The 26,834-nt window shown below is 63.6% G+C and carries 27 protein-coding genes and 1 tRNA gene; 13 read left to right on the top strand and 15 right to left on the bottom strand.

Annotation, left to right across the window (positions count from 1 at the left end):
* Positions 1 to 116: 116 nt before the first annotated feature.
* The gene (locus Mgrana_RS03470; protein ID WP_119356213.1) at positions 117 to 2,003 is read right to left on the bottom strand and encodes a peptidyl-prolyl cis-trans isomerase; all 1,887 of its coding nucleotides are present in this window, start codon (positions 2,001 to 2,003) and stop codon (positions 117 to 119) included.
* 49 nt (positions 2,004 to 2,052) lie between these two features.
* On the opposite strand from Mgrana_RS03470, the gene Mgrana_RS03465 reads away from it, so the two are divergent.
* Positions 2,053 to 2,128 (top strand) — tRNA-Arg (locus Mgrana_RS03465).
* A gap of 280 nt (positions 2,129 to 2,408) precedes the next feature.
* On the opposite strand, the gene clpS is transcribed toward Mgrana_RS03465, so the two are convergent.
* The 4 genes from clpS to Mgrana_RS03445 form a co-directional block, all read right to left on the bottom strand.
* Positions 2,409 to 2,711 carry an ATP-dependent Clp protease adapter ClpS gene (gene clpS, locus Mgrana_RS03460; RefSeq protein ID WP_119356212.1) on the bottom strand — a complete coding sequence of 101 codons (303 nt, stop codon included), beginning with the start codon at positions 2,709 to 2,711 and terminating at the stop codon, positions 2,409 to 2,411.
* Positions 2,712 to 2,738: 27 nt separating this feature from the next.
* On the bottom strand, positions 2,739 to 4,370 hold the full coding sequence (gene mutL / locus Mgrana_RS03455) for a DNA mismatch repair endonuclease MutL (protein WP_119356211.1): 1,632 nt from the start codon (positions 4,368 to 4,370) through the stop codon (positions 2,739 to 2,741).
* 78 nt (positions 4,371 to 4,448) lie between these two features.
* Positions 4,449 to 6,971, bottom strand: a complete 2,523-nt coding sequence (gene mutS / locus Mgrana_RS03450; RefSeq protein ID WP_119356210.1) for a DNA mismatch repair protein MutS — start codon at positions 6,969 to 6,971, stop codon at positions 4,449 to 4,451.
* Positions 6,972 to 7,040: 69 nt separating this feature from the next.
* Complete coding sequence (locus tag Mgrana_RS03445) at positions 7,041 to 7,553, bottom strand: MogA/MoaB family molybdenum cofactor biosynthesis protein (protein WP_119356209.1); 513 nt, start codon at positions 7,551 to 7,553, stop codon at positions 7,041 to 7,043.
* Between the two features lie 22 nt (positions 7,554 to 7,575).
* Between Mgrana_RS03445 and Mgrana_RS03440 the strand changes: the two genes are divergently transcribed.
* The 3 genes from Mgrana_RS03440 (at position 7,576) to Mgrana_RS03430 (ending at position 10,714) form a co-directional block, all read left to right on the top strand.
* Positions 7,576 to 8,460 carry a delta(1)-pyrroline-2-carboxylate reductase family protein gene (locus tag Mgrana_RS03440; protein ID WP_119356208.1) on the top strand — a complete coding sequence of 295 codons (885 nt, stop codon included), beginning with the start codon at positions 7,576 to 7,578 and terminating at the stop codon, positions 8,458 to 8,460.
* 2 nt (positions 8,461 to 8,462) lie between these two features.
* Complete coding sequence (gene purU / locus Mgrana_RS03435) at positions 8,463 to 9,323, top strand: formyltetrahydrofolate deformylase (protein WP_119356207.1); 861 nt, start codon at positions 8,463 to 8,465, stop codon at positions 9,321 to 9,323.
* Between the two features lie 146 nt (positions 9,324 to 9,469).
* Complete coding sequence (locus Mgrana_RS03430; RefSeq protein WP_119356206.1) at positions 9,470 to 10,714, top strand: S1C family serine protease; 1,245 nt, start codon at positions 9,470 to 9,472, stop codon at positions 10,712 to 10,714.
* Between the two features lie 127 nt (positions 10,715 to 10,841).
* Here the strand turns inward: Mgrana_RS03430 and Mgrana_RS03425 are convergent, their stop codons facing one another.
* Positions 10,842 to 13,016: a bifunctional diguanylate cyclase/phosphodiesterase gene (locus Mgrana_RS03425; RefSeq protein ID WP_119356205.1), complete on the bottom strand. Its 2,175-nt coding sequence runs from the start codon at positions 13,014 to 13,016 to the stop codon at positions 10,842 to 10,844.
* A gap of 142 nt (positions 13,017 to 13,158) precedes the next feature.
* On the opposite strand from Mgrana_RS03425, the gene Mgrana_RS03420 reads away from it, so the two are divergent.
* Positions 13,159 to 13,689, top strand: coding sequence for an inorganic diphosphatase (locus Mgrana_RS03420; protein WP_119356204.1), 531 nt, complete (start codon positions 13,159 to 13,161; stop codon positions 13,687 to 13,689).
* A gap of 116 nt (positions 13,690 to 13,805) precedes the next feature.
* Positions 13,806 to 14,246, top strand: a complete 441-nt coding sequence (locus Mgrana_RS03415; RefSeq protein ID WP_119356203.1) for a hypothetical protein — start codon at positions 13,806 to 13,808, stop codon at positions 14,244 to 14,246.
* A gap of 132 nt (positions 14,247 to 14,378) precedes the next feature.
* On the opposite strand, the gene Mgrana_RS03410 is transcribed toward Mgrana_RS03415, so the two are convergent.
* The 5 genes from Mgrana_RS03410 to Mgrana_RS03390 all read right to left on the bottom strand — a co-directional run bounded on the left by Mgrana_RS03410 (position 14,379) and on the right by Mgrana_RS03390 (position 17,099).
* Positions 14,379 to 14,891: a CAP domain-containing protein gene (locus Mgrana_RS03410; RefSeq protein WP_240631231.1), complete on the bottom strand. Its 513-nt coding sequence runs from the start codon at positions 14,889 to 14,891 to the stop codon at positions 14,379 to 14,381.
* A gap of 28 nt (positions 14,892 to 14,919) precedes the next feature.
* Entirely contained in the window at positions 14,920 to 15,369 is a 450-nt protein-coding gene (locus Mgrana_RS03405) for a divergent PAP2 family protein (protein WP_119356201.1), read from the bottom strand.
* A gap of 74 nt (positions 15,370 to 15,443) precedes the next feature.
* On the bottom strand, positions 15,444 to 16,292 hold the full coding sequence (folD, locus tag Mgrana_RS03400; protein ID WP_119356200.1) for a bifunctional methylenetetrahydrofolate dehydrogenase/methenyltetrahydrofolate cyclohydrolase FolD: 849 nt from the start codon (positions 16,290 to 16,292) through the stop codon (positions 15,444 to 15,446).
* Between the two features lie 8 nt (positions 16,293 to 16,300).
* Positions 16,301 to 16,774: a transcription antitermination factor NusB gene (gene nusB / locus Mgrana_RS03395; protein WP_119356199.1), complete on the bottom strand. Its 474-nt coding sequence runs from the start codon at positions 16,772 to 16,774 to the stop codon at positions 16,301 to 16,303.
* Entirely contained in the window at positions 16,764 to 17,099 is a 336-nt protein-coding gene (locus Mgrana_RS03390; protein ID WP_119356198.1) for an Asp23/Gls24 family envelope stress response protein, read from the bottom strand. The genes nusB and Mgrana_RS03390 overlap by 11 nt, the downstream gene beginning before the upstream one ends.
* Before the next feature lie 97 nt (positions 17,100 to 17,196).
* On the opposite strand from Mgrana_RS03390, the gene Mgrana_RS03385 reads away from it, so the two are divergent.
* From Mgrana_RS03385 to Mgrana_RS03370, 4 genes are read left to right on the top strand one after another with little or no spacing between them, the layout of a single operon-like run.
* Complete coding sequence (locus Mgrana_RS03385) at positions 17,197 to 17,805, top strand: FMN-binding negative transcriptional regulator (RefSeq protein WP_119356197.1); 609 nt, start codon at positions 17,197 to 17,199, stop codon at positions 17,803 to 17,805.
* On the top strand, positions 17,805 to 18,254 hold the full coding sequence (locus tag Mgrana_RS03380) for a GNAT family N-acetyltransferase (protein WP_119356196.1): 450 nt from the start codon (positions 17,805 to 17,807) through the stop codon (positions 18,252 to 18,254). Before Mgrana_RS03385 ends, Mgrana_RS03380 begins: the two co-directional genes overlap by 1 nt.
* Entirely contained in the window at positions 18,251 to 18,877 is a 627-nt protein-coding gene (locus Mgrana_RS03375; protein WP_119356195.1) for a GNAT family N-acetyltransferase, read from the top strand. The genes Mgrana_RS03380 and Mgrana_RS03375 overlap by 4 nt, the downstream gene beginning before the upstream one ends.
* Positions 18,878 to 18,933: 56 nt before the next feature.
* Positions 18,934 to 20,166 carry a bifunctional folylpolyglutamate synthase/dihydrofolate synthase gene (locus Mgrana_RS03370; RefSeq protein ID WP_119356234.1) on the top strand — a complete coding sequence of 411 codons (1,233 nt, stop codon included), beginning with the start codon at positions 18,934 to 18,936 and terminating at the stop codon, positions 20,164 to 20,166.
* Here Mgrana_RS03370 and Mgrana_RS03365 read toward each other — a convergent pair.
* The 3 genes from Mgrana_RS03365 to Mgrana_RS03355 form a co-directional block, all read right to left on the bottom strand.
* Entirely contained in the window at positions 20,152 to 21,150 is a 999-nt protein-coding gene (locus Mgrana_RS03365) for a protease complex subunit PrcB family protein (RefSeq protein WP_119356194.1), read from the bottom strand. The two genes, Mgrana_RS03370 and Mgrana_RS03365, sit on opposite strands and share 15 nt — an antisense overlap.
* A 109-nt stretch (positions 21,151 to 21,259) precedes the next feature.
* Positions 21,260 to 22,147 carry an ABC transporter permease gene (locus Mgrana_RS03360; RefSeq protein WP_119356193.1) on the bottom strand — a complete coding sequence of 296 codons (888 nt, stop codon included), beginning with the start codon at positions 22,145 to 22,147 and terminating at the stop codon, positions 21,260 to 21,262.
* A gap of 53 nt (positions 22,148 to 22,200) precedes the next feature.
* On the bottom strand, positions 22,201 to 23,205 hold the full coding sequence (locus Mgrana_RS03355) for an ABC transporter permease (protein WP_119356233.1): 1,005 nt from the start codon (positions 23,203 to 23,205) through the stop codon (positions 22,201 to 22,203).
* Positions 23,206 to 23,334: 129 nt separating this feature from the next.
* On the opposite strand from Mgrana_RS03355, the gene Mgrana_RS03350 reads away from it, so the two are divergent.
* Together Mgrana_RS03350 and Mgrana_RS03345 are read left to right on the top strand one after the other, a co-directional pair.
* Positions 23,335 to 24,249: a hypothetical protein gene (locus Mgrana_RS03350; RefSeq protein WP_119356192.1), complete on the top strand. Its 915-nt coding sequence runs from the start codon at positions 23,335 to 23,337 to the stop codon at positions 24,247 to 24,249.
* Between the two features lie 2 nt (positions 24,250 to 24,251).
* The gene (locus tag Mgrana_RS03345) at positions 24,252 to 24,929 is read left to right on the top strand and encodes an outer membrane lipoprotein carrier protein LolA (RefSeq protein ID WP_186813122.1); all 678 of its coding nucleotides are present in this window, start codon (positions 24,252 to 24,254) and stop codon (positions 24,927 to 24,929) included.
* Positions 24,930 to 24,933: 4 nt separating this feature from the next.
* On the opposite strand, the gene Mgrana_RS03340 is transcribed toward Mgrana_RS03345, so the two are convergent.
* A complete protein-coding gene (locus Mgrana_RS03340; protein ID WP_119356191.1) occupies positions 24,934 to 25,794 on the bottom strand; it encodes a GNAT family N-acetyltransferase in 861 nt (286 codons plus the stop codon).
* An 83-nt stretch (positions 25,795 to 25,877) separates the two neighbouring features.
* Between Mgrana_RS03340 and Mgrana_RS03335 the strand changes: the two genes are divergently transcribed.
* The gene (locus Mgrana_RS03335; protein ID WP_119356190.1) at positions 25,878 to 26,816 is read left to right on the top strand and encodes a diacylglycerol/lipid kinase family protein; all 939 of its coding nucleotides are present in this window, start codon (positions 25,878 to 25,880) and stop codon (positions 26,814 to 26,816) included.
* The last annotated feature ends 18 nt before the right edge of the window (positions 26,817 to 26,834 follow it).

Below are 26,834 nucleotides of genomic sequence, written 5' to 3'. Positions count from 1 at the left end.
CTCACTTCCTCAAAGGTGAGATTGGCGGCCAGGTTTTAGGAAAGAACCTGGGGGGCTGCTGTGGGTTCAGCAAAAACCCCTCCCATGCGGGAGGGGTCTCGAGGGTAGCGGCAGCTTTAGGGTTTGGCAGGGGTGCTCGAGCCGCTGGCCGGAGCGTTGTTCCCTGGGGTGGCGGGGGTGGTCGGACTGGAGCCGGGCGTGGCGGAGGGTTTCTGCTCACCGCTCGGCTTGGCCTCGGGCTTGGCTGGAGTAAGGGCCTTGAGCACCTTTTCAAGGTCGTTCTCCACCTTGGCGTTTTTGCGCAGGTCGTCCACCCACTTCCGGGCGGCCTCACTCCGCTTTTGGGCCAAAGCCTGTGCCATGGCTTGGTCCTTCACACTGTCAAAGGGCTTGACCGCCTCGGCCACTCGGTTGTTGACAATCAGCACCTGGTAGCTGCCATCATCCAGCTTCACCACGTCGCTCACTTCTCCCAGAGGCCCTTTGGGGAAGCTGCCCTTGGTCAGGAAGACCAAACGGTTGGGGATGGGTGGCATGCTGCCGGGATTAACGGTGCCGAAATCCTGTACGGTCCCGCCATTGGCCTTGGCGAGGTCATCGAGCTTCCCGCCTTTGAGGGCAGCCGCGCGGAAGGCCTCAGCCTTGGCCTTATCGTCTTTCTTGAAGTTAACGGCCTGGACGTTGGCTGAAGCAGGGGTTGTAAAGTTGGCGATGTTTTTGTCGTAATAGGCCTTGGCCTCGCTGTCGGAGACGGCGATGTCCTTGGTTTGCCAGAGCTGGGCTTGATTGGCGATGTCCGATTTGCTGCCGAAGAAGGGTTGGCCGAGCTTCTGGGCGGCCTGCACCACCACCTCTCGAGTCACCAGCTGCTCGAGGGTCTGAGGCATGAAGAACTGCACAGCCAGCTCACCCAAGCCCTGCTGCAAGAGCTGGGGAACCTGTGGGTTGGAGAACACCGCCTGGGTAACCTCGGAAAGGAGGATGTTGCTGTCCCCGACCTTGGCCACCACGGGGTCCTCGAACTTGTAGGGCGACCCCTCGCTCCACTTAACCTGGGTGGTCTTACGCAGCTCGTCGATGTAGGCCTCGAGCGCCCCTTGGGCCTTCACCTTCTGGGCATCGGCCTTGACCCGGTCTTTGACCTCTTCAAAGGTGGTATCCCCCGCCGGTATGAACTTCTCCACCTTGACGATGTAGTAACGCCCGCCGGCCTCGATGGGCGGGGTGATCCCCCCATCCTTGAGCTTGAACACCGCGTCGGCTACGACGTTGGGGAACACGATGCGGGTAACCGGGCCGGGGTCAGACTTACCGGCCTGGGCCCCCAAGGCTCCGCCCTGATCCGCATTTAGCTTGGAGTTCTTCTTGGCCAGATCGGCAAAATCCGCTCCGTTTTTGGCCTGGTTATAGAGGTCGGTGGCCAACTTCTGATCATCCACCACGATTTGTCGGGCCTGCACCCGGTCTTCCGACTTGTACTGGTCCTTGTATAGGGTGAAGTAGAGCCGCATCTCGGCTTCGGTGGGCTGGGCTTTGTCCTGGATTTCCTGGATTCGCTTGTTCAGGCGAATCTGATCGCGCAGCTCATCCCGCAGTTGGCTGTCGGTATACCCGATCTGGGCCAGGAATTTGTCGTACTCCTTGCGGTCTTTTAGGCCAAAGCGCTCCTTGATGCTGTCGAGCTCCTTGTTGAGCTCAGCGCCGGATACCCGGATCCTCGAGCTGTCCTGCAGGAGGGCGGTGGTCAGCACAAAGCGCTCGCCAAAGTTGACCATGGCCAGGTTCTTCAAAAGCCCGGTGGGGTTGGTGCTCAGAATGGGGTCGTTTTGCTCGGCCCGCTGGAGATCGAGCTCATAGACTGGCCGCCCATTGACGGTGAACTCCACTTTGCCTTTGCTCTGAGAGCTGCCGCGGGGGGTGAAGAGCAGAACCGACCCTACGATAAAAACCAGGGCCAGAACCCCGAAGATGATGGTGACGACTCTTCTATTGATGCCAAACACTTGACTGCCTCCTATGGTGGTGCTACCCTCGTCTTTGCTTTATTCGCACGCGCCTGTAGCTCAGTGGATAGAGCGTTCGCCTCCGGAGCGAAAGGCCACAGGTTCGAGTCCTGTCAGGCGCGCCATCGTCAAGCTAAAGTTGCACGCACACCGGTATGGGATTGTAGCATACCGGTCTTTGCGTATTTGGCAGGATTTATGAGAGCATCCCCGCGTCAGACCAGGGGCCAGGGCGGGGAAAATGTGCGCTCGGGGACGGGGGTTTCTGGGCACCGGTGGGGCTGCTCGGAGGGGGCCTGCCTTCGGGGGATACCCCCTCTCACCCGAGAATAAAATAATTCTGAATTTGACCGTAAGGTGAAAGTCGAACCCAGCAGTCTGGCCCAGCCCTGGCTTCATTTGGGTTTACTCCGGTTCTAGGGTGCACTGTAGCGGGTACTCGGCCTGCTGGGCGGCCCGCGTTACCTGGGCCACCTTGGTCTCGGCGATCTCGAAGGGGTAAACCCCCGCCACCCCCACCCCGGCGTGGTGTACCTCGAGCATGACCCGCACCGCCTCGAGCTCGCTCTTGCCAAAGAACCGCATCAACACCTCCACCACAAAGTCCATGGGGGTGTAGTCGTCATTGAGCAGCAGCACCTTGTACTGCGGTGGGGTGCGGGTCTGGGTTCGGGGTTGGGTGCGGGTAGCGGTATCGCTCACACCCATGCAGTTTAGCACCCGGTTTGGGGGGATTTATAACCCTACCCGGCTGCGCTCTACCGCCCGGACCCCCCGCCGCCCAAAGCGCCGGGCCAGCTCGAGCTCCCCCAGAACCAGTGCGGTGGGGCGCCCGTGGGGACAGGTCCAGGGCAGCTCACAGCCCTGCAGGGCATCGAGCAGGGCCTGGGCTGAGCCGCTCGAGAGGGGGTGCCCCGCCCGGATCGCGGGCAAACAGGCCAGCCGGGCCAGCACCGTTCGCCATGCGGCCTCGAAGCTGGAGCTGCCCAGGCTGCCCCTGACCACCTCGGGGATCAGGGAGGGGTGCCCCGCCAGAAAGGCCGGAACGCTGCGGATGCGGTATCGCTGAGGCCCAAAGGCCTCGAGCACCAGCCCGGCTGCGCTCAGCTCCTCGGCCCGCTCGGCGTAGTAGGCTTCCTCGCTCAGGCTCAGGCTGATGAGTTCGGGGTGGGGCAGCTCGAGAGGCGCTTCCAGGCGATAGCGCCGCGAGAGTTCTTCGTACACGATCCGCTCATGGGCGGCGTGTTGATCCACCACATAGAGCTCCTCCTCGGCCTCGGCCAGCAGGTACAGGTTGCGGAAATTTCCCAGGTAACGCAGCCTGGGAAAGCTGGATGGCCGGGCCGGAACCGGACCACTCAGGGGGGTGGGCTCGGGGAGAGCCCTCGCCAGCGGGTGCGCCGAGAGCAGGCCCTGTACCGCACCGCCCAGGAACTCCGCAATGGCTTCGGGCTCGATCAGCCGAACCCTAGACTTGTCCGGCGAGGTGTTGACCAAAACGCGCTCTAGAGGCAGCTCCAGATTCAGCACCCCCAGGGGATACTGCCCATTGGGCAACAGCTCCCTATACGCGGACAGCAGCGCTTGCAGCAGGGGCTCCGGCCACTCCACCGGACGGCCATTGAGGGCCAGCAGCAGCCGGTCACGGCGAGGCCGCGAGAGCTCGGGCCTCGAGAGCAGCCCACGGAGCCTAAACTCTCCCTGGCCGCTTTCCAAGGCCAGGAGGCGATTGGCCACCACCGGCCCCCAGATCAGCTTGGCCGCCTCGGTCTGGCTTCCCGAGGCGTGGTTGAGCTTCTCCTCCCCGTCCACCACCAGCCGCAGGGCCACCTCAGGGCGGTGCAGCAGATAGCGAGAGACCAGAAAGAGCACCTGCCGGGCCTCTTGGCTGGGGGCCTCGAGGGCTTTTCTCCGGGCAGGTAGATGAGCAAACAGGGACGAAACCTCGACCTTGGTTCCGGCGGGGGCGGGGTGCTGCTCGAGCCGGGTTTCATCCCCGAAAGCGGTTAGCGTCGCGCCGCCGAGCTGATGGGCGGGTCGGCTGGTCAGACGGATGTGGGCGGCTTGGCGGATGGCCCACAGCCCTTCCCCGCGAAAGCCGAGTGTCCGGATGTGGCTGAGGTCGCCAAGTTTGCTGGTGGCGTGGGGCTCTAGGGCCAGGGCCAGTTCTTCTACAGGAATGCCGGAGCCGTTATCCGTGACCACGATCCTGTCCTGACCACCCCCCCACAGTTCGATCTGAATGCGGGTGGCCCCAGCATCCAGGGCGTTCTCGAGCAGTTCCCGCGCCACATCGGTTACCCCGGAGATCACCTCTCCAGCGGCAATCTCGCGCACCAGCTCGGGGGGGAGTTTGCGGATGCTCATGGCAAGGGGTCGAAGGGCTAAAGCGAGGTTCTTGGCCTCTGCGCTTCGCTGAGCTTTCAATCTACACCCAACCTGGCCTCAGGCGGGCAAGACGCGTTGCAGTTTTTCCTGCAACCGACCCAACAGCAGCAGGGCCTCGAGCGGGCTCAAGCGGGTCAGGTCGGTGCTCAAGAGCTCCTCCAGCACCTCCTGGGTCCGGTCACTGCGCCCAGCCTCGAGCGCCTGCAGCAGGGCTTGGGCCCGTACTAGGATTGGGTGCGGGACTCCGGCCAGGCGGGCGACCTCGAGGCCATAGCTCTGACTGGCCGGACCGGGCAATACCTGATGGTAAAAGACTAGCCCCCCGGCCTCTTCTTTGGCCGCGACGTGAAAGTTCCGCGCCCCAGACAGGTGATTGGCCAACGCGGTAAGCTCGAAGTAGTGGGTGGCAAACAGGGTGTAGGCTTTGGTCAGGTTGTGCAGGTGCTCGCAAGCCGCCCAAGCCAGTGAAAGCCCATCGTAGGTGCTGGTACCGCGCCCGATCTCGTCCAGCAACACCAGGCTTTGTGCGGTGGCGTGCTGCAAGATTGTGGCCAGCTCCTCCATCTCCACCATGAAGGTGCTGCGTCCCCCGGCGATGTCGTCCGAGGCCCCGATGCGGGTGTAGATACGGTCGAAAAGCGGCAGCGTGGCCGACTCCGCCGGTACAAACGAGCCGATCTGAGCCAGCAGGGCGATGAGTGCGGTCTGGCGCAGGTAAGTTGACTTTCCCGACATGTTGGGCCCGGTCAGGATCAGGAGCCGAGCCGAGGGGCTCAGGCTGAGGTCGTTGGCGATGAAGCTAACGCTGCGCTCGACCACCGCGTGCCGCCCACCCCGGATTTCTAGGGTGCCATCCTGGGTAAACCGGGGCCGGGTGTAGCCGTACTCAGTGGCGGCTTCGGCCAGGGCCGCATAGACGTCAAGCTCGGCCAGGACCTGTGCGGCCTGGCGCACCTCGTCGGCGTACTGAGCTAGAGCCTCGCGCAGCTCGAGAAACACCGCGTACTCGCGCTTGATGGCCTCGCTCTCGGCCTGTAGAATCTTGCGCTCTTGCTCTTTGAGCTCAGGGGTGGTGAAGCGCATCCGGTCTTTGAGGGTTTGTACCGCACGCCAGTCCTTGGGCACCGAGTCGTAGTAGGGGCGGGTGACCTCCAGGTAATAGCCGAACACCGCATTGTACCCCACCTTAAGCGTGGGGATCTGGGTGGTTTCGCGCACCGTGTTTTCCAGCCCCGCGATCCAACCTCGCCCCTCTTCGGCGCGGTGGCGCAACCCGTCTAGGTCGGGGTCAAAGCCCTCGCGGATCAGTCCTCCCTCGGTGAGCTTGAGGGGAGGATCCGAGACCAGGGCCGCCCGCACCCGGTCGGCGGCTTCGGAGAGGTTGGGCAGGCGCTCACAGAGGCTTGCCAGAGGGGTGAAGCCCTGGAGCAGGGCCGAAAGCTCCGGCAGCAGGGAGAGGCTGCGTTCCAGAGCGCTCAGGTCGCGGGCCGAGGCCCGCTGGGCCAGAAGCCGGCTCGAGAGGCGCTCGAGGTCGTGCATCCGGTAGAGCACTTTGCGCACCTCAGCCCGCAGCACTCCATCCCGGACCAACGCCTCCACCGCGTCCAGCCTGGCCTGCAAAGGGGCTTCCTCGAGGAGCGGATGGCGCAGCCAGGCCCGCAGCAAGCGCCGCCCAGGGGCGGTGCGGGTTAGACCCAGCACCCCCAGCAAGGTTCGGGACTCGCTGCGCTCACCCACCGAGCTGGGCTCGTAGATTTCCAGGGTGCGAAGGGTGCTCTCCCCGATCTGCATGAACAGGCTGGGGTCGTAGCGCACAAAGTTGCGTACCTGGGGCAGGGAACCGTCTTGTGAGCGCAGCGCGTAGCGCACCAGGGCTCCTGCGGCACGCCGCAAAGCTGGGGCCTCGAGCCCCTGCGGCAGGCTACCGAACTGGGCCTCCAGAGCGGATTGGGCGGCCTCGAGGTCGAAGCTCCCCTCGGAGATCATCACCGGGAAGCGCCGTCCAAACTCGGCCAGGAAAGCTTCATGGCCGTAGAGTTCTGGAGCCAGCAGCACCTCCGCCGGGCGATAGCGGAAAAGTTCGTCGTAAACAGTGTTCTTGCCATAGAGCAGGGTTCCGCGAAACTCCCCAGTGCTGACGTCCAGCAGGGCCAGCCCATATCCATCCCCGGTGGCCAGCGCGGCCAAGTAGTTGGCCTCAGGGCGCAGCAGGTTTTCTTGCAGGATGGTGCCTGGGGTCAGGAGCTGAGTGACCTCACGGCGCACCAGCCCCTCGGTATCGGTGGCCAGCTCCATCTGTTCGGCCACAGCCACCCGGAAGCCCAGCTTGAGCAGGCGCTCGAGGTACGTATCCCCCGAGCGCACCGGGATTCCGGCCATGGGGGTGGTGAAGTCCTTGCTGGTCTTGTGCGTCAGGAAGATCCCGGTGGCTTTGGAGAGCCGCTCGGCGTCCTCACCAAAGGTCTCGTAGAAATCGCCGACCTGAAACAACAGGAGGTAGTCGGGATAAGCGTCGCGCAACTCCACATACTGCTGGAGCAGGGGAGGCAAGGGACCGGCTCCCTGGCCCTTGAGGTTCATGGGGGTATGGTACTGGCCGCAGGCCTAAAGGAGAAGGCTTGGGTGAGGCCGCTGGGGATACGCCAACGGCTACCGCGCCACCTCCCAGGCCAGGTGCTCGAGCTCCGGCGCGATCAGCTTGGTCCAGGCCACCTGCACCGCGTTGGGCGAGCCTGGGGTGGAGATCACCACCCGCCGGCGGTAGGTGCCCGCGGTGGCCCGGCTGAGCATGGCTGCCGAGCCGACCTCACCGTAGGAGAGCATCCGGAACAGCTCGCCAAAACCGGGCATGGTCTTCTCGAGCTTCCGGCTCAGCACATCGAAGGTGGTGTCGCGCGGGGCGATCCCGGTCCCGCCGTTGAAGAGGATGACCTGAGCCCCGCGGTTCACCATCTCCTCAAGGGCCGCCTCAACCTGCTCGGGCTCATCCTTGATGAGGCGGTACCCCACCACGCTGTGGCCCAGCCGCTCGATCTCGGGGCGGAGGTAGTGGAAGTTGGTATCGCTTTCGGGGGTGCGGGTGTCGGAGACGGTTACGATGGCCAGGGCCACCGGGCCTTTGGAGTGGGCAATTTTTCTATGTTGATCGGTACTCTCAGACATAGGGGTATTGTATCTTCTGGAGATGGATTTCCTTTCGGCGGCCCAGACCGCGGCTCTGTTGCCCTATCCCGAGTTGGCCGAGGCCATCGAGCGCGTCCTGCGGGATAAGGCGGCGGGTACGGTGTGGGCCCCTGAGCGGCTGGTCATGCCGCTGCCAGGTGGGGGCACCCTGCTCTTGATGCCTGCTGCGGACGCGGAAATCACCATAGTCAAGCAGGTCACCGTGCACCCCGGCCAGCAGCCCAGCGTGCGGGCCGAGGTGTATGTGCTGGACACCCGCACCGGGGAGCGACGGCTGGGGCTGGACGGGGCCACCGTGACGGCCCGGCGCACCGCGGCGGTTTCGCTGCTGGCCGCACAGAAGCTGGCCCCCAACCCAGAGGGGCCGATGCTGATCGTGGGGGCGGGCACGCAGGGGAGGGGCCACCTCGAGGCTTTTCGCAGCGGTCTGGGGGTGAAAAAGGTGTATGTCGCCTCTCGAAACCTCGAGCACGCCCAAGCCTTGGTGGCTCAGGCTCGCAGCCTGGGCCTGGAGGGGGAGCCCGCCCCCAGTCTCGAGGCGGTTCTGGGCGAGGTTTCCTTGATCGTTACCGCCACCACCAGCCGAACCCCGGTGCTGCCGGAGGGGGTGCGTGAGGATGCCTTTATCGCTGCGGTGGGGGCCTTTCAGCCGGAGATGGCCGAGATTCCTGCCGGGTTGGTGCGGCGCTCGAGGGTCTTCGTGGACAGCCTCGAGGGAGCCCGGGCCGAGGCCGGGGACCTGATCCAGGCCGGGGTGGACTGGGGGAGGGTGCGGGGGCTCGAGGGGCCCAGACCCCAGGATGGGCCGGTGCTGTTTAAGAGCGTGGGGCATGCGCTGTGGGATCTGGCAGCGGCCCGGCTGGCGATGCGAATGCTAGGCTCTTAGGGATGAACGCCGACACCACCGCCCGCCTGCTCATCACCTGCCCCGACCGCCCCGGCATTGTGGCTGCGGTCAGCGGCTTTTTGTTCAACCACGGGGCCAACATCACCGCTTTGGATCAGCACTCCACCGACCCCGAGGGCGGGCTGTTTTTCATGCGGTTGGAGTTTCAGACCCCCCACCTGGATGTCCCCCGGGAGGTTTTGGAGAAGGCTTTTGCCGCCTCGGTGGCCTCGCGCTTTGCCATGGAGTGGCGGATCAGCTACGCCGCCGACCGCAAAAAAGTGGCCATTTTGGTCTCCAAATACGACCACGCCCTGCTCGAGCTGCTCTGGCGGCATGAGGGCGGGGAGCTTCCCGGCAGGGTTACCCAGGTGCTCTCCAACCACCCCGATCTGCGGGCCGAGGTGGAGCGCTTCGGCCTGCCCTATCACCATGTCCCGGTGGAGAAAGACCGCAAGGAGGAAGCCGAGGCCGCGATGCTGACCTATCTGGAGGGCACCGACCTGGTGGTGCTGGCCCGCTATATGCAGATCCTCAGCCCGGCCTTCGTGGCCCAGTTCCCCTACCGGATCATCAACATCCACCACTCCTTTCTTCCCGCCTTCATCGGGGCCAACCCCTACAAGCAGGCCTATGTGCGCGGGGTCAAGCTGATTGGAGCCACCGCCCACTATGTCACCGAGGCCCTGGATCAGGGCCCGATCATCGAGCAGGATGTGGCTCGAGTCTCACACCGGCAGGGGGTAGAGGAGCTGGTGCGGCTGGGGCGTGACCTGGAGCGCACGGTGCTGGCCCGGGCGGTGCGCTGGCACCTGGAGGACCGGATTTTGGTTCACGGCAACAAGACCGTGGTGTTTGTTTAGCCCGGTATCCAGAGCTGGGCTGGCGGGGAGGCTCCGATTATGAGAACGCCGGCGGGCTTTAGGCCTGGGTTTGCCCAACCTCTCATAAACTGTCTTCACTATGGCTTAACCGGGGTTTACTAGACTTGGAGGAGGAGGTTTTTGAGATGTCTATGAGAAATACTGCCCTCGGATTTGGCATCCTGACCATCATCGTGGGGGGAGTGGCCTGGTGGGGGATTAGCAACAGCCAGACCCAGGCTCCTGACACCATCCAAGCTCAGGCGGCCCAGGCCCAGAGCCAAGATCAAGGGAGACTGCTCGAGAACGAGCGCAACACGGTGGACATCGTGCAGCGTACCGGGGATGGGGTGGTGTATGTCTCGGTGCGCAGCATGCCCAGCTCGACCATGAGCGGTAACGCCCCCGACTTCTTTGCCCCCTTCCTACAGCAGCAGCCGGTTCAGGGTACGGGATCTGGGTTTGTGATTGATAGCGACGGCTTGATTCTGACCAACTACCATGTGGTGGAGGGGGCCACCGAGATCACGGTACGCTTCCATAACGACCCCAAAGCCTATCCAGCCAAGGTGGTGGGTACGGCCCAGCCGTTGGATATGGCCTTGATCAAGGTGCAGGCCCCCAAGGAGCGGCTCAAGCCCATGGTCTTGGGCAACTCCGATACCCTCAAGGTGGGGCAGAAAGCCATCGCGATGGGTAACCCCTTCGGTCTCGAGTTCACCGTCACCGAGGGCATCGTCTCGGCCATCCGGCGCAACCCCGGGGCCATCGGCGATGAGAGCGGGTTCATCCCCAGCGTAATCCAGACCGATGCCGCGATCAACCCTGGCAACTCCGGCGGGCCCCTGCTCAACAGCGCAGGGCAGGTGATCGGGATTAACACCGCCATCTACAGCACCAACGCCCAATTCGGTGGGGAAGGGCAGTCTGCGGGGATCGGTTTCGCCATCCCCATCAACATTGCCAAACAGTATCTCCCCGACCTCAAAGCCGGTAAGAAGCTCACCGCCGATACGTTGGCCAAGAGCCGCCCGCGCCTGGGGGTCTCGCTCTACCCCTCGCTCAACTACTATCCCGACAACATCCGGGCTCAGAACAAGCTGCCGGATTATGGTCTGATGGTGCAGCAGGTAGAGAAGGGGGGGCCAGCGGACAAGGCCGGTTTGCGGGCCGCTACCAAGACCGTTCAACTCATGACCCAAAGCGGCCAGGCTGTAGAGCTGGGGGTTAACGGCGATGTGATCATCGAAGCCGACGGCAACCCGGTCAACGACATCACCGACCTGCGCTCGGCGATCCTGAGCAAAAAACCTGGCGAGGCCCTTAGCCTCAAGATTTGGCGCAACGGCCAGACCTTGAGCCTGCAGGTGGTGCCACAGATCATCAAATAAGGCAAACATAAGCCTAAGGCCGGGCTCCAGGCCCGGCTTTAGATTGCATAAAGCTTTGTCCTGTGTAGAACCGGGGCCGCCCGTAAAGGGCGTGATATTTGGTACTGCGCGGCCTGCCGGGACCCCATCAACCGGCCCCCACAGACACCAGGCCCAAGTGGGTGGGGGCGATGCTGGGGGGAAGGGGCTTGCCGATCAAGAAGCCCTGGGCGTAGTCGAATCCCTGAGTCCGCAGCCACTCCAACTGGTCGAGGGTCTCCACCCCTTCGGCCAGCACCTCCAGGTCCAGGCTGTGGCCGAGCTCGAGGATCGCCGCCAGCAGCTTTTCGTCGCGCCGGCTGTGGCCAATCTGCCAGACCAGGCTCTTGTCTATTTTGAGCCGATGAACCGGTAGGTGGCGCAAGTAGCCCAGCGAGGCATAGCCGCTGCCAAAATCATCAATGGCGATTCGCAGCCCCATGGCCTGGAAATCCCGTATGACCGCCTGAGAGCGAGAAAGATCAGCGACCAGCGCGGTTTCGGTGATCTCGAGCATCACCCGGCTCGGATCAACCCCAAACTCCGTGATCAGGGCCTCGACCTGTTGGGTCAGGCCCTCGCGGTGGAGCGACTGGGTGGATAGATTGACCGAAAGCTGGGGGTTGAGCCCCTGGGTCGTCCAGCTCCGCAACTGGCTCAGGCTGTGCTCGAGCACCCGCTGATCCAGGGTGTAGATCAGATTGCCCTCTTCGGCCAAGGGGATGAAAAGGCCGGGAGAGACCTCGCTGTCCTTGCGCACCCAGCGTACCAGGGCCTCGTAGCCTTCAAGCTGCCCCACCCGCAGGTCCAGTACCGGCTGGTAGTGCAGGGTCAGGAGGTTGTTGCGGACCGCGGTATGCAGGTCGTTCTCCAGCTCGAGCCGCTCGGGGCTGTAGGGGTTGTGATCGGGGTGGTAGAGTGCGAAGCCACTGCCCAGGGCCTTGGCCCGGTACATCGCGGTATCTGCGGCCTGGAGCAACTCGCCCAGGGTATTTCCATGCTCCGGGTAGGAGGCAATCCCCACGCTCACCCCCACGTTCAGACGATGTTCCCCCACCCGGAAGCTCTGACCCAGCGCCTCGATCAGGCGCTGAGCCACTTCCTTAGCCTCGGCCTCATGGCTTTGGGGCAGCAGCAGGGCAAACTCATCGCCCCCCAGCCGGGCCAGGGTATCTCCTGGGCGAACGCACTGGCTTAGGCGCTCGGTAACCTTGCACAACAGCTCGTCGCCCACATCGTGGCCAAGGGCGTCGTTGATGCTTTTGAAGCGGTCTAAGTCGAGGTACAACAGGCTCAGCGGTTTACCGATGGCCTGGGCTGCGGCGAGTTCGTCCTGACCGCGCTGGTACAGCAGGCGGCGGTTGGCCAGCCCGGTAAGGGGGTCATAGAAGGCCAGCTGCTCCACCTGGCGGATGTAGCGACGGGCATTCTCGAGGTAGCTGATCTGGGTGGCCTCGAGCCGCATCAGCAGGTAGTGCAACAGCCCGGCGGTGAGCAGTGCCAGCAGCACCAGCGCGACCATAAAGGAATTGGTGGTCTGGTGCATCTGGGCGTATACCGGGCGGGGCAGGTGCACCTCGAGCTGAGCGATGGTCTGTCCGTTGAGGTCGTGGAGGGGCAGCGAGCCCAGCAAGGCATTGGGGCCGAGGATCTGGAGGGCTGGCGCAGGCTCGGCGGTGGGTCTGAGGCTCATCCTCGAGCCCAGTACCTGGCTCAGGCTCTCGAGCAGGGGCCCATCAATCCGGCGGGTCATCACCAGATACCCCACCGGGGTCCCGCTGCGGCTGGTCGGCAGCACCGGGCTGCTCACCGCCAGGTAAACTTGACCGGCGATCTGGAGCATTCCGGCGGTGCTGCGAGGGCCGTTGCCAGGCTTGTAGAGCTGAAGGGTTTGCAGGGTCAGTGGACCGGGTGTGGAAAGCCGGGTGTCCTGGGGCCATAGCTGGCTGGCATGCAGCAGCTTCCCAGTGGGGCTGAAGAAGGCAATCACTTCCACATGGAGGTTGCGCAGGCTGTCCGCGGTGAAGTTGTCGGCGATGAAGTTGGGGTTTTCCCCTTTCACGAAGCGATCGGCATCGTCCCACCAGGCATAGTCTTGGGTGGTGGACTCGAGGGCCTTGAGGTTTTGCAGCAGCAGCCCCTGTCCCCGCTGTAGGGTGTTTTGTACCTCGCGGGCCTCGAGGGTTAGGTAGCTGGGCTCGAGGACCAGCCGCACAATCGCAGTCACGGCTAGCAAAAACACAAAGGCGCCCATCCAAACCCAGAAATATTGATAGCGCCGCATGATGAATATGCCCCTGCCTCATACCCTAACACCCCATGGCTATAGGCCCTCTGACTTATAAACATCATTTACCCCACCGAGGTTACGGGGAGAGGGTATGGCTATACCGCTTTGGCCAGAGAGGGTGTCAAAATAGGGAGGTATGGCAAACCTCAAACACCTACCCGCAGGCCCCAACGTTCCCGAAGTGGTCAATATGGTCATCGAGATCCCGCGTGGCAGCGGGAACAAATACGAGTATCACCCTGAGCTGGAGGTGATCAAGCTCGACCGGGTGCTGCCCGCTCCGCAGTTCTATCCCGGTGATTACGGCTTCATTCCCTCCACCTTGGCCGTAGACGGCGACCCGCTGGATGGGCTGATCCTCTCTACATACCCGTTCGTCCCTGGGGTGATGGTGGAGGTGCGGGTACTGGGGATGATGGATATGCAGGATGAAAAGGGCGATGACGCCAAGATTATCGGGGTGGTGGCGGAGGACCCCCGCTTTGACCACCTGCAGGACATCTCCGATGTGCCACAGGCCATCAAGAACGAGATTCAACACTTTTTTGAGCACTACAAGACCCTAGAAGCCCATAAGGGGAAATGGGTCAAGGTGACGGGTTGGGAGGGCAAAGCCGCGGCCCACGCCGAGATCCAAGCCTGTGTGGAGCGCTACAAGCAGAAGTAAGCCGCACTGTACCTTCGGAAGAGGCGGGGGAGGGGTTGAACCCCCGCTTTTGCTGTGGGCAAGGGGGTATGGAGGAGTCTGCGGGGCCTTTTCTCTGATAAACTGTGGGCGGTTTTATGGCCCTACATCAGCACATCGAACGCTTGCTCAGAACCCTCGAGGTTCCCGACCTGGCCGTTGAAGTACCCGAGGAAATCCCGGATGAAAACGCCTTCCTCGAGGCCATGGAAACGGCGCTCAATAGCTTTCTGGAGGACGGCGAGGACGACCAGAGCCCGCTGGCGCTGATCGAGGCGGATCCCCAGAGCTACGATCTCTCCGATGAGCCTGAGCCCGCTGAGCTGCAGGAAGCGGTGCGCAGCTTCATGAACGCGGGAGACTCCACCCTTTCGCTGATCACCCCAGATAACCCCCTCCGGCCAGAGGGCGGCGAGGACCCCCACAAGTACTGGATTTTTCTGCTCCAGATGCCCTCGCTCTCCGAGCATCACTGGTGGGCCATCGTCAACAAGCAAAAGCCCTCCGATGTGTACAACTACGGGATCATTGACGAATAGGGCTGTGGGGCTAGTGCTGGGGGCCTCAAGACCACTCGAGCAGGGCGGTCCCAAACACCAGCCTCTCCCGCAGGGCCTGTAGCCAGCCGTTCAGGAGGGCCAGGAGGGAGGTAGAAGAGAACGGCATAGGATTCATCGGGGCTGGGCTAGCTCTACCGCCCAAGCGCCGCCTACCGGCGAAAGCCCCGCTCCAAATTCCTGATAATAGGGATTCATGATGGCCCGGCAGTGAACCGGCGACCACAGCCACCAGCGCACGGCCTGCTGGGGGCTCATGGAGTTTCCTTTGTAGATGATCTCGGACATTCGCAGGTACGCATACCCGGCCCTGGCCACCCGCACCCGGGGGCCCATCCCCTGGTAGTAGTGAGAGAGAAACCCGACCCGGCCCATGTTGAGGGCGTGTCGCTTGGCGGCTTGGGCCAGGGTGGGATCGTAGCGCAAGGGGGGAAGGGCCACCCCTCCTCCCCCTCCACGGCAAGCGGTTCCCTGAGCCCGTGCGGTGTTGATGAGGGACAGCACCTGCGACTCGAGCGAAGCCACACTCTGGGCCAGCCCCAATGGGCCAATCCCTAACCCCAGCAGCAAAATGGTCCAGGCTCGAGGCATATACTTGGCCTCCAATCTACCACGCCCGATTCTCATCTGGCCTTAAGGTTACGGAATGCCGGCATCAGAGCAAGGCAAAGCTGATCAAGGCAAACGCAATGCCCAGGGCGGCCCCCACCCCTACCTCTAAATAGGTATGCCCCAGCAGCTCCTTTAAGGGCTCGGGTTGTGGGCCCTGTTCGACCAGCTTACGGAACTCTGTGATCAGCTCGTTGAGCCGCTCGGCGTGAAGCCCGGCGGCCCGGCGGATTCCCGTGGCGTCATACATGACGATGATGGCTAGAACGATGGAGATGGCAAACAGGGGGCTCTGCAGCCCGCTGGTCAGGCCCACCCCGGTAGCCAGCGCCGAGACCGTAGCCGAGTGCGAGGAGGGCATCCCCCCGGTCTCGGCCAGCCGCTCCCACTCCCAGCGGTGCTCTACCAGGTAGTAGATGAACAGCTTGAGCAGCTGGGCCAGTACGCTCGCCAGAATCGCCGTCCAGAGAACTTGGTTAGACAACAGGTCGGCCATAGGCGCTCGGGGCTCATTCTACCTTGGGAATTAGACCAGGCCGGGCAGCGTCCAGGGGTGGGCTCGAGGTCTCCCTAGCCCCGCCGGCGAATCGCGGCCTGCACGGTATTGGAAAGCAACATGGCTACCGTCATGGGCCCCACCCCACCCGGTACCGGGGTCAGCGCCGAGGCCACCTCGGCCACCGCCGGGGCCACGTCCCCCACCAGGAGGTCGCGGCCTTTCTCGTTCTGGCCCACCCGGTTGATGCCCACATCCACCACCACCGCCCCCGGACGCACCATCTCCGGGGTGATCAGCCCCGGTTTGCCTACGGCGGCCACCAGCACCTCGGCCCGGCGGCACACCGAGCCTAAGTCGGGGGTGCGCGAGTGGGCCAAGGTCACGGTGGCATTCGAGCGCAGCAGCATGGCCGCGAGCGGTTTGCCCACCAGATTGCTGCGCCCCACGACGACCACCTCTTTTCCTGCCACGGAAATTCCGTAGTGCTGGAGAAGGCGCATCACCCCTGCGGGGGTGCAGGGCTCGAGCGCAGGCAGCCCCATCCATAGCCGTCCGGTGTTCACTGGGGTCAGGCCATCCACATCCTTGTCCGGCTCGAGGTGCTGAAGCACGGTGTTGAAGCTGATGTGTGGAGGGGTGGGGGATTGCACCAAAATGCCATCCACCTCCGGGTCTGCTCCCAGAGCGGCGATGTGCTCCAGCAGCTCGGCCTGGCTCACGCTCTCGGGGAACACATCCACCTGGCTAGAAAGCCCGATTTTCTTGGCCTGGCGGTCTTTTAGCCGCACATAAGAGACCGAGGCCGGGTCTTCCCCCACCCGGACCACCCGTAGATGCGGGGTGTAGAGCAGTGCCGCGATCCGGGCCTGCAGTTCGCTATAGAGGGCCTCGGCCACTGGGGGACCCGCAAGTAGACGCATGGGATACCTCACTGGGCCTCGGCTTCCGGCTTGTGGCTCTTGGGTGCCGAGGGTAGTTCTCCGGATTCTATACGCCGCAGCAGGCGGGCCAAAACCCCATTGACAAAGCGCCCGGAATCTTCACCGCCATAGCGCTTGGCGATCTTCACCGCGACCTCGATCAGGGGGGGGGCGGGGGTCGGCTCAAAGAGCATCTCATAGGCTGCCAGGCGCAGCACCGCCAGGTCGGTTTTAGCCATCTGGCCAAAACTCCAGCCTTCGATGGTGGTCTCCAGGGCTTTGTCTACCTCGGCTTGGTGGGCTTGGAACCCCTCGACCAGGGTATGGGCGAAGGATAAGCCCTGCGGATCGAGGGCATCCTCGCTGACCTCTTCAGGTTCTAGGTCTTGGGTGGCGTGCTCCCAGGCGCTCTCAAATGGGGCCCCTCCCACCGCGCTCTCAAAGAGCACCTTGAAGGCGAGTTCCCTGGCCTTACGCCGCATTGGGCTCCTTGTACTCCACGGCCACCACGGTGATATTTACCGCCTTGACCTTGAGCCCAGTCATGGCTGAGAGCGCCTCAGCCACACCCTTCTGCACCTCTTTGCAGACCTCCTGCACCCCTTTGCCGTAGTCCACGCAGACGCTCAGGTCTAGGCTCAGGTGGTCTCCCTCGCGCTCCAGGCGCACGGGGCGGGTACGGCGCCCAGAGAGCACCTCGCCTACGCTGCGCGAGCTGGGCTGAGCCAACCGTACCCCGGTTTGTCCCTCGAGGGCCAGCGTCACCAGACTGACCAAGGCGTTTTCCGACAGGTCGTAATCCACCATGCCCCAAGTGTACCTGGGGGCCTGGGCTGGAACATAGAGGGGCTCCTGGACAGACTGTCCATTGGCATTTAGACCTGACCGGACTAGGCTAGAGGGAATGTACCTGCCGCAGCACTTTAGCGTTACCGATCGCGCGGCCCTGTTTGATCTGATGCGGCGGTTCAGTTTTGCCACGCTGGTCTCGGTGCACCAGGGGCGGCCCTTCGCCACCCACATGCCCTTTGTGGCCGATGAGCAGCGCAACCTCCTGAGCAGCCACATTGCCCGAGCCAACCCGCAATGGACGAGCTTTGGGCAAAACGAGGAAGTGCTGGTGATCTTCCAGGGTCATCACAGCTTCGTTTCCCCTACCTGGTATGCCCAGCACCCCAGCGTGCCCACCTGGAACTATCTGACCGTTCACGCCTACGGCAAGCCCCGCATTGTGGACGAGCCGGAAGCCGTACAAACCCTGCTTCGGGCCCTGGTGGTGCAGTACGAACAAACCTGGACCCTGGAGGAACTGCCCGAGCGCTACCTACAGGGGATGCTGAAGGGCCTGGTGGCTTTCGAGGTAGAGATTGGTCGGCTCGAGGGCAAGTTTAAGCTCTCGCAAAACCGCTCCAAGGAGGACCGGCAAAGGGTCATCGCGGCCTTGGAGCAAAGCTCCAATCCCACCGACCGGGCGCTTGCGGTAGCGATGCGCTCCACCCTTGGGGAGGGCTGATGTACTCCATTCGTCTGGCCACGCTTCAGGATGTTGCGACCATCGCCCATCAGCGCCGTCAGATGTTCACCGAGATGGGGGCGCTCGAGCGGGCCGGCATCCCGGAGAGGGTGATCTTGGCCTGGCTGAGCACCCAGATGGAACAGGGGGCTTACTTGGGCTGGCTGGCCCAAACCGGGAGCACCGTTGTAGGGGGGGCTGGATTGTTGCTCTACGACTGGCTGCCCGCACCCGATCTCAGCACCCGACGCGGCTACATCTGCAATGTCTACGTCGAACCGGAGCACCGTCGCCAGGGCTTGGCTCGGAGGTTGGTGCAGGGCGGTTTGGAGGCCTGCCAGGAGCGGGGCATCTCTATCGTTAGCTTGCACGCCTCAGAAGCCGGGCGGCCGGTGTACGAAGGGCTAGGATTCCAGCCCAGCCCGGAGATGCAGTGGAGGGCCCGGTGAACCCTCAGCTTACCCAGCCGATGGTGCTGGAAGGCCGGTTGGTACGCCTCGAGCCGCTCACGCTCTCGCACCTGCCGGCGCTGCTCGAGCAGGCCCAGGCCGAGGGGTATCCCTTTACCAGCGTTCCCCGTACGGAAGAGGAAATGTACGGCTATATCCGCTTTGCCCTGGACGAGCAGGCTCGAGGCAAAGCCCTGCCCTTCGTCACGCGGGACCAGCGCCAGGGGAAGGTGGTGGGCAGCACGCGCTTCGCCAACTTTGAATACTGGACCTGGCCTGTGGGCAGCGCCTTGGCCCGACCGGGAATCCCTGACGCGGTGGAGATTGGCTGGACCTGGCTGGCTCCTGATGCCCAGCGCAGCGGGATTAACACGGAGGCCAAGCTGCTGATGTTGACCCAGGCCTTTGAGGTTTGGCAGGTGCGCCGCCTGACCCTAAAAACCGACGAGCGCAACCTTCGCTCTCGAGAGGCCATTTTGCGCTTGGGGGCCAGATTCGAGGGCATTCTGCGGGCCCACATGCCCGCTTCGGACGGAGGGATTCGCAACAGCGCGATGTACAGCATTCTGGCCGAAGAATGGCCCGCAGTGAGCGCAGGTTTGCGCGAGAGGCTGAGACGATAAGTCCCGTAGGGGCAGAAATGCGCTAACGTAGAGCCGTGATCGTGCCCGAACAGAGCATGCAAACCGATAGCGAGCAGCAGCAGGGGCTGGAGCCAAGCCCTCAGGCTTATGCCGAGGCCCTCGAATGGCTCTTTGGCCAGACCCGGGCCGGGGCCCCGCGCGGCTTGGGGCGCATTCGGGTGCTGCTCGAGCGCTTGGGGCATCCTGAGCAGGCTTTTCCGGCGGTGCAGGTGATCGGCACCAACGGCAAAGGCAGCGTGGTGGCCTACCTCGAGGCGGCTTTCCGGGCTGCTGGGGTGCGCTATGGGGCCACCACCAGCCCGCACCTGGTGGAGTTTCGCGAGCGCATCCGCACAAACGCCGGACAAATCTCCAAAGCGGAAGTCACCGGTTTCGCCAGGTGGGCACGGAATCAGCATTGGGACGAACACCCGGCCTTCTTCGACCTTACCACCGCGCTGGCCTTTCGGCACTTCGCCCAGGCCGGGGTCGAGATTGCCGCGGTGGAAGCGGGGGTAGGCGGGGCCTTGGATGCCACCAGCGCCCTCGAGCGGGTATGGGCCACCATCGTCACCAATGTGGGGGAGGATCACCTCGAGGCCCTGGGCGGCTCGCTGGAGGCGGTAGCCCGGGACAAAGCCGGGGCCATCCGGCCCGGAGTGCCGGTGCTGACCGGCGCCGAGGGGATTGGGCTACAGGTGGTGCGGGAGATCGCGGAGGAACGGGGTGCTGCGCTCTATGTGCTCTCCGAGCAAAACCCCCTCTTCGACCTGCCCACCCTCCCCGTCCTGAAAGGCCGGTTTCAGCAGGCCAATGCCCGCCTGGCGGTAGGGGCTCTGCGGCTGTTGGGCTACCCCGAGGCTGCGATATCCACAGGGTTATCCACAGCCCTGCATCCGGGGCGGATGCACGAGTTCGGAATAGAGGGGGTGCGGGTGGTGTTGGATGGGGCCCACAACCCCCCCGCCGCTCGAGCCTTGGCGCAGGAATTCACCTCATACCACCTGGTCTTCGGCGGGTTTCCGCGCAAGGACTACCGCGCGGTCCTGGCCTTATTGCAGCCTAAGGCCAGAAGCCTGCGGTATGCCCGTGCCGGCAAAGGGGCCCTAAAAGCCGAGGTTTTGCAGCAGGAATACTGGGCCCCCTACTTTGAGGAGCCTCTCGAGGCCCTTCACCAGGCAATTACCCAGGCACAACAAGACGGCGGACCCGTACTGGTAACCGGCTCGTTGTATCTGGTGGGTGCGGTGCTCAGCGGGGTTTCCGATCCCCCCTCATGGTCCGGCTGAGGCCAGGAGCTGCCCGGCCTCGTCTACGAACTCCACCCGGCTGAAGCCCGCGGGCACCTCGAGGGCCACAAAGGGGCTGGTGAGGGCTTGGGTGGTCAGGCTCCCAGGGGCCGGCATGGCCAAGCGCAGGGTGACCTGCAAGGTGCTCCCCGAGAGGCGGCTGCTGAGGTACCGCACGCTATAGCCCCCGGAGCTCTTCTGCCCCCAGAAAAAGGCCACCACCCGGCGTTGAGCAAAATTCACCGCCGGGGCCGCCGGGGCCGGTACCTGGTTTCCCCCGACCAGGCGCCACAAGGCGGCCAGCGCTGCCGCATCGCCCGCCACAAACGCAGCCGGGCGTGGGTTGGTGTAGGCCGCGTTGCTCCCCTGGGCCAGCACCTGGACATTGGATGGGTTCATAGCCTCCTCTCCTAGGCCATACTGAACGGCCAGAGCGGTGATGGTGTAGCGATCCGGAGCCGGGTCCAGGGCCAGCGGGGGCAGGGGCGGGCTGACCTGGTAGAGCACGGTGGGCCGCCCGGCGGCTCGGGTTAGGATTTCCTGCTGGACCAAGGCGGCCTCGCTGGGCGAAAGCCCTTCGAAGCGCGGAGGGGCCGGAGTGGTTTGAGGGGAGGGGGAGCCTAGTCCACTCAGGCTGGACCAGCCCTGGTCGTAGAGCCAAGCGCTTTTGACCCCTGCGCCGGCCTGGAGCTGGAGGTGAAGCCCGGTGGCGTCTCGAGTGGTGCGGGCTCGAGCGGGCAGGGCCGCACCCACCTCGCGCCGCCAGGCTTGGGTGTTCACGCGGAGGGCCTCCTCAGGGCCTGGAGCCAGGGTTAGGGTGGTGTCTCCCAGCTTGAGGGTTTGCGGCGTACCGTAGAAAAAGCTCCAGCGTTCGGTGGAGTCAGGGAACAGGAGCTGAACCTCGTCCACTTGATAGGGCAGTTGGGACTGTGTGGGCACACATCCAACCAGACCGAAAACCAGAAGACCCCATGCGCGGTTCATACCCCTATGGTATCGGGTTGGCCCCGGCCCAGGGGGATGAGTAAAGCCAGGCTCAACGCCCAAAGCCAAAGGGTTGAACTGGGTGAGAACCCCCTAAAGCAGACCCCGGTTATTTCAGCGCCCGGGGGTCTAGGGCATCCCGTAGGCCATCGCCCAGCAGGTTGAAGGCCAGCACCGTGATCATGATGAAGAGGCCAGGGAAGATCATGGTCCAGGGGGAGTTGAGGGCGTAGCCCCCCCGGAAGGCATCGCTGAGCATGGCCCCCCACTCGGGAGCGGGGGGCTGGGCCCCCAGCCCCAGGAAGCCCAGGGCGGCGGTCTCGAGGGTGGCGGTTCCGATGGAGAGCGTGGCCTGCACGATGATTGGGGGCAGGGCGTTGGGCAGCAGATGGCGCAACAGCACCCGGCGGTTCTGAGCCCCCAGCGCGTTGGCAGCTTGGATGTAATCCAGCTCTCGAGCGGAAAGCACCACGCTGCGGGTCAGGCGGATGTATACCGGAATTTGCGTGATGCTCACGGCAATCATGGCGTTGGTCAGGCTGGGCCCCACCACCGCTACGATGGCGATGGCCAGCAAGGTGCTGGGAAAGGCCAGCAGGATATCGGTAAACCAGCCGATGACGATCTCGAGCCAGCCCCGGAAGTACCCGGCGACGAGGCCGAGAAACGTGCCCACCACCAAGCTGATGGCCACCGCAATTAACCCCACCCGCAGCGAGATCCGACTGCCGTGGATCACCCGGGTAAACACATCCCGCCCCAGGTTATCGGTGCCGAAGATGTGGCTGGCGCTGGGGGGCTTGAGCCGGTTGAGGTAATCGCGGTCGGTGGCCGGGTCATAGGGCTTGAGCACCGGGGCCAACAGGGCCAGCAGGATCAACAAGACCGCCAAGACCAAGCCGATTTTGCCCGAGCTGGACTTCATGAACCGCCGGATGGCCAGGCGGGTAGGGGTCTCGCTCGAGCGCCGAAGAGAAGTGGAAGCTACACTGGCCATAAGTCCTCAGAACCCCTGCAAGGGCAGATAAAAAGGTCAAACACGCGGGCTCCTCATCGGTACTGAATCCTCGGGTCCAGAAGGGCATACGAGAGGTCTACCAGCAGGTTGACCACCACAAACACCAGCGCTACGAAGATGACCCCGCCCTGCACCACCGGATAATCGCGGTTCAGGATGCCTTCGTAGATCCAACTACCGATCCCCGGCCAGCTAAAGATGGTCTCGGTCAGGATTGCTCCCCCCAGCAGGGTGCCAAACTGCAGGCCGATGATGGTCACCACCGGCAGCAGGGCGTTCTTGAGGGCATGCCGCCAGATCACCACGCGCTCCGTCAGCCCTTTGGCCCGGGCGGTACGCACATAGTCCTGATTCAAGACCTCGAGCATGGCCCCTCGGGTAATTCGGGTCAAGATGGCCAGGGGGATGGTTCCCAGGGTGATCGCCGGGAGGAGCAGGTGGGCCACCACATCCCACAGGTCGCGTCGCTGCAATATCGCGTCCAGGACATAGAAATTGGTGATTGTTTTGAAGCTGGCTCCCGCATCTATGCCGATCCGCCCGCTCGGCGGCAGCCACTGGAGGTTCACGGCAAACAGGTAAATCAGCAAAAGCCCCAGCCAAAACACCGGCATCGAAACCCCAATCAGCGAAAAAATGGTGGAAAGGTTATCAGCCAGGCTGTTCTTGCGCACCGCCGCCAGGATTCCCAGCGGTATGCCTATCACAATCGCGATGAGCATGGCGGTTAAGGCCAGCTCGAAGGTGGCCGGCCAGCGCCCGGCCAGCTGATCGCGGACGGGCAGCAGATTAAAGATGCTGTTGCCCAAGTCGCCCCGCAGCAGATCGCGGATGAACAGAAAATACTGGATGTAGAGGGGCTGATTGAGGCCCAGCTTCTCTCGCAGGGCCGCGACCTGCTCAACGCTGGCCCGCTCCCCCAAAAGCACCAGGGCGGGATCGCCGGGGATTAGGTGCAGGAATAGGAAGACCAGCAAAGAGATCCCGATCAGTACTGGGATAAGCCCCAGCAAACGACGTGCAGCATAGGCCCACATGCGGTGGTCAATCATACCCTCCAAGGGGGCGGTTGTGAAGGCTTGACCAATAACCCCCGGCCTGATCCCTGTCCCCCGCGCGGGGATGGCATTTCAGGTAATGGGTGGCTGGTTTAGATTGGGGAGGCGATGCCTCGAGCCCCCCATGCCTCAGGTGCCCAGCCCCCCAAGGGGGGGAGAACCACCGGTCAAGCCCTCGGCCCCCAAAGCAACCGTGCGCTCCCCTTGGGAGCTGGGGGCAAGGTTTTGCTCCTGGGTATCGCCTATTTGCTGGGGGGCATCAGCCTGGCCCAGTCGCTGACCTTTGGCCTCTATGGCCGTCTCTCCCCTGGGTACTTCACCCCGACCCTAGAGCTCACCTATCCCATTCAGGACATCACCTGGGGGGTACGCCTACAGCGCGATGCTTTCGGGGTTTCAGCCGAGAGCGCTTTGGACCTGGGCCCAGTGGGGCGCATCGCCTATGGGGGCCGCGCCAGCCTAGGATGGGCAGGTTGGGGGGCACAGGCCTTTGCCCGTGGGGGGGCGGGGCCGGTGGCTGCCGAGGCCCGGCTGGGGTATGCCAGTACCCCCCCGGCCAGCTTATGGGTGGGCGATGCGGACCCCCTTCAGCCTGTGGCGGCTGGGTTTAGCGGTCTCCTTTCCGGGCGTTACCGCCTCACGGCAACCCAGACCCTGGGGTTCAGCGCCCAATACTTCGGGATACTGGCCGCAGAGGCTACGCTGGGCCTGCGCGACCAGAGCACCTATACCGTGGGGCTGGGTTACCAGGAGGGTCTGTATGGGCTGCTGGGCTGGCGGGGAGAGTTGGACGAGGCTGGGGATCTCCTCGACCTGACCCTGCGGGCGGGGGGGTATAACCGCCTCGAGGCGCTGCTTTCCCTGCCGCTGGAGGATACAAATAAGCTTAACCTGCGCTTCACAGTGGCCTACCCCTGGGCCGCTAAGCTGGGAATCGAGATGGGAAACATTCAGGCCGACGCTGCGTTTGATGGGGGCTGGTCGGCATGGTTGCGCTACCGGCTCGAGTTTGGAGGAGAATGAGCATGCCTACGGTTTCACTGCGGGTTGGTCTACTGTTGGCCTTGGTTCTCGCCTGGGCCCCTGGTTTTGCCCAGAGCATCGCTGAGATCAGCAAACAAGTTCAGGACAACCTCTCCAAATCCCCCTGGGAAGCCAGCATTTCCGGGAAGATTCAACTTCCCGACGGCTCTTCTCAGGAGGCCGAGTTCCGCTTGCAGGTGCTTCCCAGCCCCACTCCGGCCAATGCCCTGGTGCGGATTGACTTCAAAAAGCCCAGCAGCCTCGAGGGCAACTTTGTGCTGATCTCGGACAAAGAGGTTTGGAATTACCTCTTCCTCACCAATCAGGTGGTGATCCAACCCCGGGCCAAGGCCAAGGTGGAGGGCCTGGGGGTTAACCTCACCGGTCTCAGCGATTTCAGCCAGCTCACCGAGACGCTCAACCTCAAGCTGCTGGGCGAGGTTCAGACTCCCGATGGCCCGGCCTGGCGAATCCAAGGCCTCCCCAAAGGGGCCAACGCGGGTTTTGCCAGCATGGAAATTTGGGTGCTTAAGTCCGATCCCCGCCCCGTGGCCATTGTGCTCAAAGACGCCAACGGTAAAACCCTCGCCGATCTGAGCATTCAAGGGTTCAAGCGTTCGGTACTCACCGCTGCCGCCCTCAAGAAATACCCTGCCGACGCCGAAGTGGTGAAGCGCTGAGGGCTTACAGCTCGAGGGCGTAGGTCACGATGGCTTCTTGTTCCTCAAAGCCCAGGCGCCTGTAGAGCTCCTGGGCCGATTTTTCGTGGTCGTGGGCCCGCACCCGCAGCCACTCTACCTGCGGCTCCGCAAACGCGCGAGCTGCGGCTGCGCCCAACAAAGCCCGGCCCAGCCCCTTGCCCCGGAATTCGGGGAGCACCCCGATATAGGCGATCTCGGCTTCGCCGTCCATCAGCTCGAGCTCGGCCAGGCCTACCGGAACCTCACCCCAGTACGCCAGAAACAACTCCACATCTGAGCCGATAAAATGCTGACGCAGCTCCTCATCGGTCCAGTGCAGCCGGATGCTCCAGCCGTCTTCGATGCGGGCATAGAGGTCGCGGTACACCTCGGCGTCGCAGGGCTCACTCAACCCCACCCGAAACCCCTCCGGAACCGGATAGGAGAGATCACGGCGAGGCATGGCATAGAAATAGGTGATGTGCTCCGGAGAAAATCCCGCTCGCTCTAAAAGCCGGCATACCTCGAGGTTGCTGCGCTCGGGGAAGGCGTAGAGGGTGGGGTAGCCCTCCGCCCGGGCCTTTTTGACGGCATGCTCGAGCAACCTCTGCCCATCCCCCCCGCGCACCAGCGGGCCTTCCAGGGCCGCCCCGTCCCAGAACTCCACCAAGGACACAAAGCCTTCGACCCGACCGTTCTCGAGCCAGACCCAGGCTTTCTCACCCTCCCCAGCCAGCACCTCCCACCACAACCCTTCCGGGGTTCGTGCCTCTGGGGCCAGGGTTTTCCGCTGGGGCTCCTGGTCCATCCAAGACAGCAGCTCAGCGAGCTGCGAAAGGTGGCTCTGGGCAAAGGGCCGGGTCATAGCCGGATTGTAGCACCGGGGCAGGGGCCACAGGTGAAAACCCCAATGCGGCTATTCCCTGGTGTATTCTGTTCCGAAGCGCAATGAGCACCCTCATTACCTTGGTGATAAATCCTGCCGCCGGGCGCGGACGGGTCGGTGGAATGGTGGGGCAGATCAGCGAGGCCGCCCGGCGCCTGGCCAATGGGCGGCCCCTGGAAATCCGCATCACCGCTGCTCCAGGGCATGCCAGCGAGATCGCCCGGCAGGCCCCGGTCGGGAGCCGGGTGGTGGCGGTGGGCGGGGATGGTACCGTCCATGAAACCATCGGGGGTTTGGCCGGTTCCGACAAAGCCCTGGGGGTTGTTCCCATCGGCAGCGGCAACGACTTCGCACGAATGGTGGGGCTCTCTGGACTCGGCCTCGAGGCCGCCCTGCAACTGGCCCTCCAGGGGGATACCGGAAGCGTGGACTTGGGTATGGTGAACGATCACCCCTTCGGGGCCAGCCTGGGGCTGGGCTTTGATGCGGCGGTGGCCCGCAAAGCCCTGACCGCCCCTACCTTTCTGCGGGGGATGCCTCGCTATCTCTACTCGATGCTGGCGGTACTCAAAGAGCTTTCCCTGCCGACCCTGACCTTGGAATCGGGCGGAAAGGTGCTGTACCAAGGCAAAGCCTTACTGGGGGCCCTGATGAACTCGCGCACCTACGGTGGCGGCATTCCCATCGCGCCGAACGCGGTTCACACCGATGGCCTGCTTTCGGGGGTGATCGCTGGAGAGTTTAGCCGCCTCGGGGTGTTGGGTATCTTGCCCAAGCTGCTCCAGGGCAAGCACGTGCTCGACCCGCGGGTACAGCAGTTCAGCGGAGCGGAGTTCACGGTGCGCTTTGACCGCCCGGTGGCGGCCCATGCGGATGGGGAGCTGCTCGAGCCCCAGTCGTTGTATCAAGTTCGCCTGATCCAAGACGGGCTGCGGGTGGTGGCTCCTCAGGGCTTTCACAACCCCCTGCCCTCCCCGGCGGTGGAGGAGGGCAGGGTATAGCGGGGTTTCGCAGGGGAA

Source organism: Meiothermus granaticius NBRC 107808 (assembly GCF_003574355.1).
GTDB lineage: Bacteria > Deinococcota > Deinococci > Deinococcales > Thermaceae > Meiothermus > Meiothermus granaticius.
Note: the sequence above shows the minus strand (reverse complement) of the source record. Positions and strands in the feature narration are given on the sequence as shown.